General features: G+C 35.1%; 7 protein-coding genes. All 7 read left to right on the top strand.

All coding sequences use genetic code 11. The features are described from left to right. Nucleotides 1–1,006: 1,006 nt before the first annotated feature. The 7 genes from OZP12_RS13740 (at nt 1,007) to OZP12_RS13710 (ending at nt 15,086) form a co-directional block, all read left to right on the top strand. Nucleotides 1,007–4,210: a SusC/RagA family TonB-linked outer membrane protein gene (locus tag OZP12_RS13740; RefSeq protein WP_281225595.1), complete on the top strand. Its 3,204-nt coding sequence runs from the start codon at nt 1,007–1,009 to the stop codon at nt 4,208–4,210. 10 nt (nt 4,211–4,220) lie between these two features. Continuing rightward, the gene (locus OZP12_RS13735; protein ID WP_281225594.1) at nt 4,221–6,110 is read left to right on the top strand and encodes a RagB/SusD family nutrient uptake outer membrane protein; all 1,890 of its coding nucleotides are present in this window, start codon (nt 4,221–4,223) and stop codon (nt 6,108–6,110) included. Nucleotides 6,111–6,154: 44 nt separating this feature from the next. After that, the gene (locus OZP12_RS13730; protein ID WP_281225593.1) at nt 6,155–9,190 is read left to right on the top strand and encodes a SusC/RagA family TonB-linked outer membrane protein; all 3,036 of its coding nucleotides are present in this window, start codon (nt 6,155–6,157) and stop codon (nt 9,188–9,190) included. A 30-nt stretch (nt 9,191–9,220) separates the two neighbouring features. Continuing rightward, entirely contained in the window at nt 9,221–10,957 is a 1,737-nt protein-coding gene (locus OZP12_RS13725) for a RagB/SusD family nutrient uptake outer membrane protein (RefSeq protein WP_281225592.1), read from the top strand. A gap of 48 nt (nt 10,958–11,005) precedes the next feature. Then, entirely contained in the window at nt 11,006–12,037 is a 1,032-nt protein-coding gene (locus OZP12_RS13720) for a DUF5627 domain-containing protein (RefSeq protein WP_281225591.1), read from the top strand. Between the two features lie 132 nt (nt 12,038–12,169). After that, the gene (locus OZP12_RS13715) at nt 12,170–13,843 is read left to right on the top strand and encodes an endo-1,4-beta-xylanase (RefSeq protein WP_281225590.1); all 1,674 of its coding nucleotides are present in this window, start codon (nt 12,170–12,172) and stop codon (nt 13,841–13,843) included. Nucleotides 13,844–13,850: 7 nt separating this feature from the next. Further along, nucleotides 13,851–15,086, top strand: coding sequence for a cellulase family glycosylhydrolase (locus tag OZP12_RS13710; protein WP_281225589.1), 1,236 nt, complete (start codon nt 13,851–13,853; stop codon nt 15,084–15,086). Nucleotides 15,087–15,245 lie beyond the last annotated feature (159 nt).

Genomic DNA, 15,245 nt, shown 5'->3' with positions numbered 1-15,245 from the left:
GCGAAGACGCAAAGAAATCCAATTTTATCTTTGCGTCCTTGTGAGAATAACTACATCATTTACTGAATGACATTCCTCGATCGACACCGAACAGGCGAAGCAAATCTGCATAAAAAAAAACTATAAAATCCTAATGTTGATTTTGGGATAAATTGAACTGCTTTTTAGATATGTTTTTTACTTAAAAAATCAGATATCTATAAAAAATCTGCATCAAGTCTTACCTCTCTCATTTTTAATAGCACCCGTTTTCTCTTGTAAAATCTGGGGAAATGGTATTCTTTTTTGCTATGTAACACATTTTTGTCCTTTATGTAACGTAGTGTAAAGCATCTGTAACGTAAAGATAGTTGACATCTGTTTTTAACAAATACTTTTGAATCCTGTAATTTTTTTATCGATATGATAATATTTCAGGATTTATTTTCCTATCCCACAATTATATTGTTAAATCACGGGGGTAAATATATTGAGCGATATTCCTATTGTTTCTAAAGACTGATTTATTAGAACAATATTTTTTTAAAATAAAGAAATAGAATCAAATACTTAAACTTTTAAACGAATGCTACAGTGAACAAATTATAATTAAAAAAAACACCAAACAATTAACCAAGAATTTATTAACCATTATGACCAAAATTTTATTTTTTCGGAAAACCTTTTTAAGGGCTGATTCTTTTAAACGGCCTTTAATTTTTAAATCATATGCGAATTATAAAAGCATTATGATTCAAAAACAATTTAATGATCTTTTACTTAACAACTGGTGTCTTGATGTATTCAACTTTTTCAAGACAATTTTTCATCCAGAAATTCAAATGATTTTACTTAAACAGTTACAAGTTTGAATATGACATTATAATTATCAGCCTGAATAAAAAATGAAAGCTTATCAATTTTCGGCTGGGAAGAATATAAAATTAGTTTAATCAAATCTGTATCTGTTTGTCGCAGTATTGATAACAGTATAAAGTATAGATCAAGTTCAAAATATTTAAATAACATGAAAATAAAATTATCTAAAATTCTAAACGGAGCTAAGTATCTGCCTTTAGGAGTTTTGTTTCAGTTTTTGTTTATCACGCAACTATCTGCTGCAGAGAATGACTTCTCTGGTTCAAAATATGTTGTAAACAGTAACATCGAACAGCAAATCACAGTTACTGGAAGGGTAACATCGTCAGAAGACGGCCATGGTGTGCCAGGAACAACAATTACAGTAAAAGGCAATACCAAATTAAGTGTTACCACCGATTTTGATGGAAGGTATAAAATTAGTGTGCCGTCAGACGCCGTTTTGGTATTCAGCTTTGTTGGCTTTAAAACTGTTGAAAGACAAGTAGGCAGTAACACCGAAATTAACGTAGTACTAACACCTGAAAAAACAACCTTAGATGAGGTTATTGTAGTTGGGTATGGGAAACAGAAAAAAGCAAGTTTAGTAGCTGCAATTACTCAGGTTTCCGGTAAAGTTCTTGAGAGAGCAGGAGGTGTTCAAAGTATTGGTGCGGCATTGACAGGTAATGTACCTGGTTTGATAACTTCGGCCAGTTCAGGAATGCCAGGAGAGGAAGATCCACAGCTTTTTATACGTGGTGCAAGTACATGGAATAATGCACAACCTCTTATTCTGGTTGACGGTGTAGAGAGACCAATAAATAGTGTTGAGATTAGTTCGGTAGAATCTGTTTCGGTATTAAAAGATGCATCGGCTACTGCGGTTTATGGAGTGAGAGGAGCAAATGGAGTAATACTTATAACAACTAAACGAGGTCAATCTGGTAAAGCACTGATAAGAACTACTTTCAATACTACCGTGAAAACCCTTTCTAAATTGCCAGCTAAGCTAGATTCCTATGACGGATTAATGGTTAAAAACAGTGTCATCGAAAACGAGCTGGCATTAAGTCCATCTAGCTGGGCTGATTATGTCCCACAGGCTATTATTAATAAGTATAGATATCCAGCAAATGTACAAGAATCTGAGCGCTATCCTAACGTAGATTGGCAGCATGCTTTATTTAATGACTATGCGATGTCTTATAATGCGAGTTTAAACGTAAGCGGAGGAACCAAAGCGGTAAAATATTTTGCAACCGCTGATTTTTTAAGTGAAGGGGATATGTTTAAAAAATATAATAACAATAGAGGATATGACCCAGGGTATGGGTTTAACCGTCTGAATGTTAGAAGTAATTTAGATTATCAAGTTACTCCTAGTACAGTATTCAAAGTAGGTTTGGCCGGTTCTCGTGGTATCAAGAAAAGTCCTTGGGGAGCTTCCGGGGGCGAATATACTATGTGGGATGCAGCATATTCAACTGCTCCGGATGTTTTCCTGCCTTATTATGAGGATGGTTCCTGGGGCTATTATGCACCAAATCAAGGGAAAGCATCAAACTCTGTAAGGAATCTTGCGATAAGCGGTATTCAATATGTGACTACAACAAGACTTAACACAGATTTTACACTTGAACAAAGTTTTGACAAATGGGTAAAAGGGCTAAGCTTTAAAGGAATGGTTGCCTTAGATAATTCATTTGTAGAAGGGGATAGAGGTATAACTGATTTATATAATGATGTACAACAAAAGTATATTGATCCAGCTACTGGCGTGGCTCTTTTCAGCAAAACTTATGATTCTAATAACAGGTTTGATTTTCAGGAAGGTGTAAAATGGAGTACTACCGGAGGATCAGTAAGAGATTATTCAACTTATCGTAAACTTTTTTATCAGTTACAGTTAAATTATCAAACAAAAATTGCCGATAATCATCATATAACAGCACTGGGACTTTTTAGTAGGGATCAGCAGGCTATGGGAAGCGAGATTCCTCATTATAGAGAAGACTGGGTATTCCGTACTACATATAATTATGCCGATAAATATTTTATAGAATATAATGGCGCCTACAATGGATCTGAAAAGTTTAGCAAGGAGAATCGTTTTGCATTTTTCTCTTCTGGTGGTTTAAGCTGGATTGTTTCCAAAGAAAATTTCATGAAGAGTACGGAATCATTCCTTGATTTATTAAAGATTAGAGCTACGTATGGAGAGATTGGTGATGATAATATTAATGGAAGATTTCTCTATCAATCCCAATGGGCATACGGTGGTAATTCGGTTTTAGGAACAACTGGGGAGGCTGCAGAGGCAAGTCCTTATACTTGGTATAAACAAGCAACTGTTGGTAATGAAGATGTACACTGGGAGAAAGCAAAGAAAAGTGACATAGGTGCTGATTTTTCTTTCTTTAAAGGATTTGTTACAGGTACTTTTGATTATTATCAAGAAGATCGTACCGATATTTTATTGAGTGGTTCCAGCAGAGCAATACCGTCTTACTACGGTGCAGTAGCACCTGTTGCCAATTTAGGTGAAGTTAAAAATAAAGGCTACGAATTAGAATTAAAGTTCAGTCATACTTTTGGGAATGGTTTGAATTTATGGTGGACAACTAATTTCACTCATGCCAAGAATAAAATTATAAGCGCAGATAATCCTGAATTACTGCCTGATTATCAAAAAAGTGAAGGATATTCAATCGGTCAGGCGCATTCGTATGTAAGTCAGGGGTACTACAATACTTGGGATGAGTTATATGCCAGTACTGTTCATAGCACAAATGATGCGGCAAAACTTCCCGGTAATTATAACATCTTAGATTATAATGGTGACGGGGTTATTGATTCTAAAGATAACATACCTTTTGGCTACACAGGTACCCCACAAAACACTTATAATAATACCGTTGGTGTTAATTGGAAAGGTTTCAGTGCGTTTGTACAGTTTTATGGTGTAAATAATGTTACCAGACAAGTTGTTCTTACCAGTTTATCAGGTCAAAACCATGTTGTATATGATCAAGGATTTTATTGGTCAAAAGATGATACGAATGCAGATCAGCCAGTTCCAAGATGGCTTGCAACAGCCAGTGAATATAACAACGGAAGCAGATACATGTATGACGGATCCTACCTCCGTCTGAAAAATGCTGAGATTGCTTATACTTTCGACAAAAAAGCGAATTGGATAAAATCGTCGGGACTCCAAAGCATTCGATTTTATTTAAATGGAAATAATTTGTTTTTATGGTCTAATATGCCCGATGATAGAGAAGCAAATTATGCTGGAACGGGTTGGGCATCACAAGGTGCTTATCCAACTGTAAAAAGGTTCAATTTGGGGGCTAACATTATATTCTAAAATTACAACTATGAAGAATTATATTAAAATAATAGCGCAGTACAGCTTAATTGTAGGCTTACTTTTACTTTCAGGATCCTGTAATGATTATCTAGAAAAATCTCCAGAGTCAGATATAGCACCCGAAGAGGCTTTCAAAAATTTTGAAAATTTTCAGGGATTCACAGAGGAATTGTATCAAAGCATTCCGGATTTTACCAATGGATATTGGACAAATTCATGGAATTGGGGAGAAGACGAAATTCAATCAACTGCTCGTGATTTTCACTTTATATGTAAGATCGATAAAGGAGATTTTTGGGGCTGGCAAAAAGAGTATGACGGATGGCAGGCAGGCTGGATGAACAGAAACACTGTCAGTACGGATAATGATCGTATGCATAAGGATTTGTGGACATTAGGCTGGGCGGGCATTCGTAAAGCCAATATTGGTCTTGCCAATATTGATAAAATGACCGAATATACTCAAGAAGAAAAAGATTTAATCAAAGGACAATTGTTGTTTTTTAGAGGATGGTTTCATTTCGAGTTTATGCAGTATTTTGGAGGTCTTCCTTATATTGATGAGGTGCTTCCTAGTGATCAACCGCTTAGATTGCCAAGACTTAGTTATCAGGAGTGTGCTGATAAAGCGGCTAGTGATTTCAGAGCAGCAGCTGACTTACTTCCTGTTAATTGGGACAATACAACTACAGGAAAAAGAACATTAGGAAAGAATGAGCTTCGTATCAATAAAATAATGGCTCTGGGATATTTAGGTAAAAATTATCTATGGGCAGGAAGTCCGTTGATGAATAAAGTATCTACAGGAAATGCTACTTATAATGCGGAGTATTGTAAAAAAGCCGCTGCAGCTTTTGCAGAATTATTGAATATTACAGAAAGTGGTACTTCTCAGTATAAATTAATGCCGTTTACAAAATATAGTGATAATTTTTATACTACCGGAAGTAACTGGAAAATGCCAGGAGGTACTGAAGCTATTTTTAGAGGACCTTACTGGGGAGCAAACGGTTCCAACTGGGGGACTTCTAAACAGTATCAGCCAGCACCTCAAATATGTGACGGGGATGTGAAATTTCTTCCTACTGCTAATTATGTAGATAATTACGGAATGGCAAATGGAAAACCAATTAAAGACATAACTCAGGCTGATCCAGATTCAGGATATGATCCAAGATATCCTTGGAAAGGCCGTGATCCTCGTTTTTACAATGATATTGTATATGATGGTGTAAAATGCGTTTCGGGTACTATTCCGGCTGCTGAAGAAAGCAATCGTTATGCAAACTTATATACAAACGGCAGTTACCGAAACATAAGTACAGGAAGCAGAACGGGTTATTTGCTTTATAAGTTTATTCCAAGAAGTGCCAATAAGTTTGATGGTGGATTTGACTATGGCAACAATTTAAATATTCACCTTCCTTGGATGCGTTTGTCTGATATCTATATAATGTATGCTGAAGCGGCCGCTCAGGGTTACGGTTCAGCTACAGGAAAAGATCCAAAATATTCAGTAACTGCCGTAGATGCTATAAATGTAATTCGTGACAGAGCCGGAGTTGGACACGTAGCCGCAGACTACTTAGGTTCATTGGATTCTTTTATGAGCGAAGTTAGACGTGAACGTGCTGTGGAGTTGAGTTTTGAAGGACACCGTTTTAATGATTTACGCCGTTGGTTACTGTTCATTCAAAAACCATATACTATTAAAAAATCTATAGAATTTGATCGTGCTTCTACATTTGATGCAACAAAACCAAGTGAAAATAGAGTCATTAATATCCGTGAGGAAGTGATTTTGGAGAGAAATTTTAGCGAAAAGCATTATTGGCTTCCGTTAAAAAATGCAGATGTAAATATGTATTTGGAATTTTCACAAAATCCTGGATGGTAATAAAAATGATTTTTTTAAAAATTTAAAAATAAAATTATAGAATAATGAGATATATACAACTTAAAATAGTGTTATGTTTTGTGCTATTTGCTTTCTCATCTGTCGATATTTTCGCTCAAATTGATCAGAAAATATTTTTGTCCGGAATTGTTATGGGAGCAGAAGGAAAACCACTTGAGAATGCAGCTATTGTCAGTAAAAAAGATAATATTTCAATAGTTACTGACAAGACCGGGAGCTACTCAATAAATGTAACAACAAATACAGATTTAGAGTTTAGGGCTGCTGGTTATACTACGCTTGTAATAAAAGCAACAACAGGTATAGATGACATCAATTTAAACAAAGAGAATTCAAATTTGGTTCAGGTTGCTTTCAAGAAAGAAGAAAGCAGGGATTTAATAGGAGGTATTTCTTTCATAAATCAACCTGAAATATTAGAGAAAAACTATACAACTTATAGTCTAGATGGAGTGCAGGCTTTTGTCGGAGGATATAATGGAAGTAATAATGGCAATATCTGGGGAATGAGTGGGTATTTAGTTTTAGTTGATGGTGTTCCCCGTGATGCCAGTACAGTAATATCTACTGAAGTTGAACAAATCACTTTCCTAAAAGGAGTTTCTGCGGTTGCACTTTATGGGAGCCGTGCTGCAAAAGGGGTAATTTATATTACAACGAAAAAAGGGAAAGTACAAAAACAGCAAATTACGACAAGATTTGATAATGGAGTATTTGTTCCTAAGAGCCTTCCAAAATATTTAGGTTCTGCCGAATATATGCATTATTATAATCAAGCCCGTGTTAATGATGGTTTAGATCCAACATATTCTGATGAAACTATTTATAATTATGCATCAGGTAAAAATCCATACAGATATGCTGATGTTAATTATTATTCACCAAAATACGTTAAGGAGTTTTATTTTAATTATGATGCAAATGTTGAGATAACAGGAGGAAATAAATCGGCACGATATTATACTGTTGTTAATTTTTCGTCTCAGCAAGATCCTTTACAAAGTTTTGGAGAGGCGGAAAAAAATAACAATAATAGATTTAATGTTAGAGGAAATGTTGATCTTCAAATTAATGACCGCTTTTCAGCAACAATTGGGGCAAATGCTATTTATAGTAATTCCAGAAGAGTAAATGCAGATTACTGGGGTAGCGCTGCTACTCTGCGACCTTATTTATATAGTCCATTAGTACCGATCAACATGATTGAACCAAGTGATGCTGCATCAATGGCTCTTGTAAAAAATAGTAATTATATAGTTGATGGGCAATATTTATTAGGCGGTACACAACTTAATCCTACTAATCCTTTCGCATCTATATACGCCGGAGGTCACAACACTTTTACAAGCCGTCAGTTCCAGTTTAATACTGGCATTAATGTTAAGTTAGGCGATGTTATCGATGGACTGACATTTCACACAGATTTTGCAGTTGATTATTCTAATTCGTATAATCAAGCTTATAATAACAGTTATGCAACTTATGAAGCATCTTGGAATAACTATGCAGGTATAGACCAGATTACTTCGTTGACGAAGTATGGAAAAGATTCAAAAACTGGTATTGAGAACATCAGTGGAAGCTCCCTTTCTCAAACGGTTGCATTTTCCGGACAGTTTAATTATGTAAAAAAAATAAATGAACAGCATAATTTATCAGCAATGCTTATTGGTTCAGGATTTCAACAAAGTCTATCTGGTGTTTATCATAAAACAAGCAATGCTAATTTAGGTTTGAATTTATCTTATAATTTCAACCAGAAATACTATGCAGAATTTAATGGTGCATTTGTGCATTCAGCAAAATTTGCAGAAGGTAACCGTGAAGGATTTTCGCCTACAATGACTTTGGGATGGAAATTATCTGAAGAAGATTTTATGAAAGACGTGACTGCTGTTAATAATTTAAAATTAAGTGTATCAGGAGGTGTTTTAAATACAGATCTAGATGTGTCTAATTATTTCCTATACGAAAGCATATATAGTCAGACAGACGGACAGTGGTTCAGCTGGAGAGATGGTGCTCTTAACAGAAGTACAGATGCCAGAAGAGGTGAAAATTTGGATTTAGGTTTTTCAAAGAGAAATGAGCTGAATGTTGGATTAGAAGGAGCTTTCTTTAAGAACTTTATAACTTTAAACACTAACTTTTTTGTTAATGAAGTGACAGGTAATATTATTCAGCCTTCAACTTTGTATCCAAATTATTTCGTTACTGGTTTCCCTAATACTTCATTCCTGCCCTATATTAATTATAATGATGATAAGCGCATAGGTTTTGATTTTGATTTAAGATTTAATAAAAAAGTTGGCAATGTTGATTTAGCACTTGGATTTACAGGTACTTATGTAGATACTGAAGCAACAAAGAGAGCCGAATTGTACGATGACAGTTATCAAAACAGACAAGGAAAACCATTAGATGCACTTTGGGGTCTTAAAAGTGATGGTTTCTTTATGAATGCACTAGATATTGCTAATTCACCTTCTCAAACTTTTGGGCAGGTTAAGCCAGGAGATATTAAATATATAGATCAGAATGGTGATGGTATTATCGACAATAAAGACGAAATCTATCTGGGTAAAGCTGGGTGGAACGGAGCTCCGTTTACATTTGGAGTTAATTTTACTGCTAAGTGGAATAATTTTACATTCTTTACAATTTTCACAGGACAAACAGGTGGTTATGCTATGAAAAACAGCTCTTATTTCTGGATGGACGGTGAAGACAAGTATTCAATTAACGTACGTGACAGCTGGACAGAAGAGACTAAAGAAACAGCAACTTATCCAAGGTTAACTTCATTAAGTAGTGATAATAATTTCCGTTCGTCAGATTTTTGGATGTATAGTACAGACAGGGTAAATCTTTCTAAAGTACAGCTTACCTATGACTTTCCAAAAAAGATGCTTCAAAAAACTTTTTTTAATGGACTTAGTGTTTATGCACTTGGATCTAATCTGTTAACTATATCTCAGAACAGAGATGTTATGGAATTAACAGTCGGAAGTGCACCACAAACCAGATATTATAATCTTGGTGTTAAAGCATTATTTTAAATTTAAAACACACACTTTAATTTAATTATTATGAAAATAAAAATATTAATTTTTATATCCGCTCTGTTTGTTTTTTGTGGTTGTGATGATTTGATTGATCCGGCAATTGAAAACAATAGAGGGCTTGACGATATGTATGCAGAAGCAGAATATGCACAGGGAATTCTTCTTAATGCTTATACAAGACTGCCTGGAAATAGCTGGTCATTTAATGATGTGGCAACAGATGATGCTGTAACAAATAATATAACAAGCAGTTACCTTAAGATAGCGACAGGTCAGTGGACTTCAAATTTTAATCCATTAGATCAATGGTCAAATTCAAGATCAGCCATCCAGTATTTGAATATTTTTCTTTCAGAAGCCGGTAAAGTGAAATGGGCAAAAGATGAAAAAGTAAGTCTTTTATTTAGAGATCGTTTGATGGGAGAAGCTTATGGACTAAGAGCTTTATATATGTATTATTTATTGCAAGCTCATGCAGGTACAGCGACTAATGATCAGTTATTAGGAGTTCCGGTATTATTGGAGCCAGAAACTGCAAATTCAAATTTCAATGTGGCGCGTTCCTCTTTTGAAGATTGTATGAAACAATTGTACAGTGATGTAAAAAAAGCTACTGAATTACTGCCATTAGATTTTGAAGATGCTACAACATTGCCTCCAGGTTACGATAATTTAAGCGATTATAATCGTGTTTTTGGTCAATATGCGAGACAAAGAATGTCTTCCAGAATTGCACAAGTGGTAAGGGCACAAGCGGCCTTATTAGCAGCGAGTCCTGCTTTCAGCGCTGGAAATACAACAACTTGGGAGGATGCTGCCAAATATGCGGGAGAATTGCTTAAGCTAAATGGTGGAGTTTCCGGGATAGCTCCTAACGGATTGAATTGGTATAGTGATGTTACTGAGTTAAGCGGTTTAGGTGCAGGAATAAACCCTCCTGAAGTTCTTTGGAGAGGCGACATTGGTGATAGTAATAGTTTAGAAAAGGATAATTTTCCTCCAACTCTTTTTGGAAATGGGCGTGTCAATCCAACTCAAAATTTAGTTGATGCTTTCCCAATGGCAAATGGTTACCCTATTAGTGCTGTTGGTAGTAATTATGATCCAACAAAGCCTTATGATAACCGTGATCCTCGTTTGAAAAAATTTATTTTAGTAAACCAATCAACTGCAGGAGTGAGCAATTCTGTAATTACTACAGCTAGTGATGGTACTACAAATGATGCATTAAACAAAGTAGGTACTTCAACCCGTACGGGCTACTATATGAGAAAATTATTGAGACAGGATGTGAATTTAAATCCAACTTCAATTAATAATCAGAGACATTATAAACCACGTATGAGATATACAGAATTGTATCTTATTTATGCGGAAGCTGCAAATGAGGCTTGGGGACCAACAGCAACAGGAACGATAGGATTTTCTGCCTATGATGTTATTAAGGCTTTAAGAAAAAGAGCCGGAATAATACAGCCTGATCCTTACCTAGAATCGATTAAAGCTGATAAAACGGAAATGCGTAACCTAATTAGAAATGAGCGCCGTTTGGAGTTATGTTTTGAAGGATTCAGATTTTGGGATTTACGAAGATGGAATTCAAATTTAAATGTCTCAGCCGATGGGGATAAGATCCAAGGAGGTGTTCATCAGAGAATTACTGTTGAAAGCAGACTTTATAAAGATTATATGAAATTTGGGCCAATTCCGTACTCAGAAACGCTTAAGTTTAATGCTTTACTGCAAAATAAGGGATGGTAGAACATTAAGATTCAACTTAATGTATTATGAAATTTAATAATAAAGAAAATGAAAAATAAAATATTTTTAATGCTAATAGCTGTATTTGTCTCTTTGGTTTCATGTACGAATCAAGATGCAGAGTTTGATAATTTTGATCATCAGTCGGTTTATTTTGCATATCAATACCCTGTCAGAACTATAACATTGGGAGAAGACATTTTTGACACTACATTGGACAATCAACACAAGTGTAAAATAATGGGAACTTTAGGCGGTGTTTATAATAATGACAAAGATGTAACTATTGATATTGCTGTTGCAAATTCATTACCTGCCGGTTTCTTATTTAATGCAGGCGGAAGTGATATTGTTGCTATGCCAAGCAATTATTACACGCTTTCAAGCAATCAGATTGTAATTCCAAAAGGTCAGATTACAGGAGGTGTTGAGGTGCAATTGTCTGATGCTTTTTTTGCCGATCCTCTGTCGGTAAAAAACACCTATGTTATTCCTCTTGAGATGAAAAAAGTAGTGAATGCAGATACTATTCTTTCTGGAAAAGCTCTAGTGCCTAATCCTCTAAAACTATTAAGTACAGACTGGAGTGTAGCACCCAAAGATTATGTTTTATATGCTGTAAAATATGTAAATCCTTGGGACGGCAATTATTTAAGAAGAGGAAAAGATGTCATTGTTGGAAATAATGGAAATACGGCTCTTAATAAAACAGTAATCAGACATAGTACTTATGTAGAAGGTGATCAGGTTTCCAAAATAAATACGGTATCATTAAATACAATTGATTTTCCAGTTGTTGTCAAAGATGCCTATGGGGTTAATATTAATTTTAATCTGAAACTTACTTTTGATAGTGAAAATAACTGTACAGTATCGGGAAGCAGTGCATCGTTTACAGCAAGCGGAACAGGTAAGTTTGTGAAAAAAGGAGAAAAAAATAGTTGGGGAAGCAAAGACAGGGATGCCATTTACCTTGATTATAAAGTGAATTTCCAAGATTTTAATTTAACTACAAAAGACACGCTTGTATTACGTGATAGAGGTGTAACAGCAGCTGTTTATAGTCCAGTTAAAAAATAATACCATTTAGAATTAAAAAAACAATCCTATCTCCCCCTTTCCTTTGGAGAGGGTTGGGGAGAGGGAAAAACTATTTTACATTACTAAATGGTATAATTGAAAATTTTATTAAAAATTAAAAATTTAAAGAAGATGAATAAATTATACAAAATATCGCTATTGTCTTCAATTTTGATGATGGCCGCATCCTGTACAAATGATAATATTTTAAAGTACGATTATGACAAACCCACCAGCATCGCCAATCAGGAAGAAATAAATGCTTATTCGGATTTAAAAAGCTACATAGATAGAACAGCTAGTCCTAATTTTAAATTAGGTGCCGGAATTTCATTAAATGATTATGTAACTAAAAGTTTGATGTATCGATTAGTTAACAAGAATTTTGATGAGATTACTTTGGGCTATGAAATGAAGCACGGTGCAATAGTACAGGCAGATGGGAGTCTTGCTCTTGATAATGTGAATAAATTGCTTACCACAGCCAAAGAAGCTAATGTTTCCGTTTTCGGCCATACACTTTGTTGGCATGCAAATCAAAATGCAACTTATCTGAATAAACTAATTGCTCCGGATATTTTATCATCAACAGGTCCAGGCTGGAGTTTGATAACTGCAAATGATTTTGAGACTGCTGATGCATCCAACTATCAGTATAATTCTAATATAACAGCATCGTTTACAGCCGTTGGACAGGGTGCTAAGGGAGTAGGAAGAGCACTTAAATTAACAAATGCCAGTGTTCGTACTAATGAATGGGATGCACAATTTTACGTAAAGTTTTCTCCGGGTGTACAAGTGGGCGAAAAATACAGACTTACTATGGATGTTCGTGCTGATGCCGCAGCAACTTCTCCTACACAGGCACAATTAAATCCTGGAGGTTATAAACATTGGGATTTCTTTGGCGTTGTTCCTTATTCTACCACATGGACAACTTATATTAAAGAGATTACTGTTACAACTGAAATGGCAACTTGTAATACAATCGCCTTTAATCTTGGAAAAACGGCCACTAGTTTTTATTATGATAATCTTAAAATAGAAAAGTACAGCGCAACGGGAAGCGTTCAGACAAAAGATAAAACACCGGAGCAAAAGAAAACTATTATTGGTGATGCATTGGATAAGTGGATCACAGGAATGGTAAAAAACTGTGCTCCATATGTTACTGCATGGGATGTTGTTAATGAGCCAATGGATGATGGAAAACCATATGAATTAAAAACAGGTGTGGGCAAATTAAATATGGCTGGAGACGAATTCTACTGGCAAGATTATTTAGGGAAGGATTATGCTGTTGAGGCGTTTAGGCTTGCCAGAAAAAGTGGCAATCCAACTGATAAATTGTTTATCAATGACTACAATCTTGAATATAGCACGGATAAATGTAAAGGTCTTATCCAATATGTAAGTTATATTGAAAGTAAAGGACAAAAAGTTGATGGAATTGGTACCCAGATGCATATTGGTATTAATGCTGACAAAGATAAAATCAATACAATGTTCCAATTGCTTGCTGCAACAGGTAAACTTATAAAAGTTTCAGAACTAGATGTTGCTGCTGGACTTAAGCCTACAGAGGCTGATCTTAAAAAGCAAGCAGAAATGTATAAATATGTGGTGGATATGTATGTGAAATACATTCCTGCAAATCAGAGATACGGAATCACTGCTTGGGGATTAACGGACAGTAAATCTGATTCTTCGTGGCTGCCAGGTCAGAATCAAGGTTTGTGGACTCTTACTTATAACCGTAAGCCTTCTTATTCAAGTTTTGCTGAAGGACTTAAAGGAGTGAAATAATAGAAATATGAAATTCAATTTATTATTTACAGGAATAATTTTGCTTGCATTTTTAAGTTGTGGAAAGGATGATGATCCTGTAAAGGAAACATCTCCAGTTGAGGCTGCGGTATCGTGGCCTCAAAAAACTCCACAGCTAAAAGTGGAAGGTAAATTTTTGAAAGATCCATGTGGCAACACAGTTAATTTGCATGGAGTAGCAATGACACCAAGTCCTTGGTTTAATGGTGGTGCTGTCGGTGAATGGCGCTGGAATAATTATGATGTTGCAGGTTGTTTGCAATATAATAATGCTATAATGGATAAATTATCGGATTCAAAACAAGGTTGGTATCTTAATTATGTAAGATTGCATATTGATCCTTATTGGACTAATAATTTAGGAGTTTCTGGAATATCTGAAAATGATATTTCTCAATTTAATTTTGATAGATTTAAAGAAGCGATTGATAAAGTTATTTTGCCACTTATTGCACATGCAAAAGCAAGAGGGATGTATGTTATTTTACGTCCACCAGGTGTTTGCCCCGATCAAATCGCGGTTGGTGGAGCTTATCACGATTATCTAAAATTAGTTTGGGATTATTTATCGAAACATCCATCGTTGAAAAATGCTGACAATGTAATGTTCGAACTAGCTAATGAACCGATAAAAATTAAGTTGACCGATGGTTCAGTTGGTGCAAATACTCAAGCTCATTTTGATCAATTAAAATTATTTTTCCAACCGATTGTTAATATGATTAGGACTAATGGAGCCAATAATATTCTTTGGATCCCAGGTTCAGGTTGGCAGTCTCAGTACAAAGGTTATGCCGTCAATCCAATTGAAGGGACAAATATTGGTTATTCGGTTCATGTCTATCCTGGATATTGGGGCAAAGATAATAATGATCCTATGGTTTTTAGGGCAAATTGGAATGAAAACATTAAGCCGGTTGCCGATATCGCACCCATCGCAGTTACAGAAATTGATTGGGCTCCTGAACAATATGCAGTATGGGGTAAAGGTGGAGTTACCGGAAAAGCAGGTCAAAGGGGGTTTGGTGCTAATTTTAAAGTTTTGGTCGATGAGTCAGGAAATGTAAGTTGGAATTTATTGTCTCCAGAAAATCTTATCGATAAAGGGGCTTTGAATGGGGGTATTGCTTACAATAGTGATCTCGAGGCTTGTGCTTACCCTGTTCATAATTGGTTTTATGAATACGTAAAAAAATCAGTCAACTGTAATTCTGTCAAATAACCCATTTGATTTATCTAATAAATATTGATTTGGATATACTGAGTTAATGTTATCAAATTGAATTAATTGTGCTTTTATATATAAATCAATTAATTGGTTAGTTTAAATTAGTTTTTACAAAGAAGACTGTCCGAAAAGTATTTTTCGGGCAGTTTTTGT

It is taken from the genome of Flavobacterium aquiphilum (assembly GCF_027111335.1).
GTDB classification, from domain to species: Bacteria; Bacteroidota; Bacteroidia; order Flavobacteriales; family Flavobacteriaceae; genus Flavobacterium; species Flavobacterium aquiphilum.
Note: the sequence above shows the minus strand (reverse complement) of the source record. Positions and strands in the feature narration are given on the sequence as shown.

Excerpts from the sequence above, each read along its gene's own strand:
- OZP12_RS13740 (WP_281225595.1), top strand. The coding sequence starts at position 1,007 with ATGAAAATAAAATTATCTAAAATTCTAAACGGAGCTAAGTATCTGCCT.
- OZP12_RS13715 (WP_281225590.1), top strand. The coding sequence starts at position 12,170 with ATGAATAAATTATACAAAATATCGCTATTGTCTTCAATTTTGATGATG.
- OZP12_RS13725 (WP_281225592.1), top strand. The coding sequence starts at position 9,221 with ATGAAAATAAAAATATTAATTTTTATATCCGCTCTGTTTGTTTTTTGT.
- OZP12_RS13720 (WP_281225591.1), top strand. The coding sequence starts at position 11,006 with ATGAAAAATAAAATATTTTTAATGCTAATAGCTGTATTTGTCTCTTTG.
- OZP12_RS13735 (WP_281225594.1), top strand. The coding sequence starts at position 4,221 with ATGAAGAATTATATTAAAATAATAGCGCAGTACAGCTTAATTGTAGGC.
- OZP12_RS13710 (WP_281225589.1), top strand. The coding sequence starts at position 13,851 with ATGAAATTCAATTTATTATTTACAGGAATAATTTTGCTTGCATTTTTA.
- OZP12_RS13730 (WP_281225593.1), top strand. The coding sequence starts at position 6,155 with ATGAGATATATACAACTTAAAATAGTGTTATGTTTTGTGCTATTTGCT.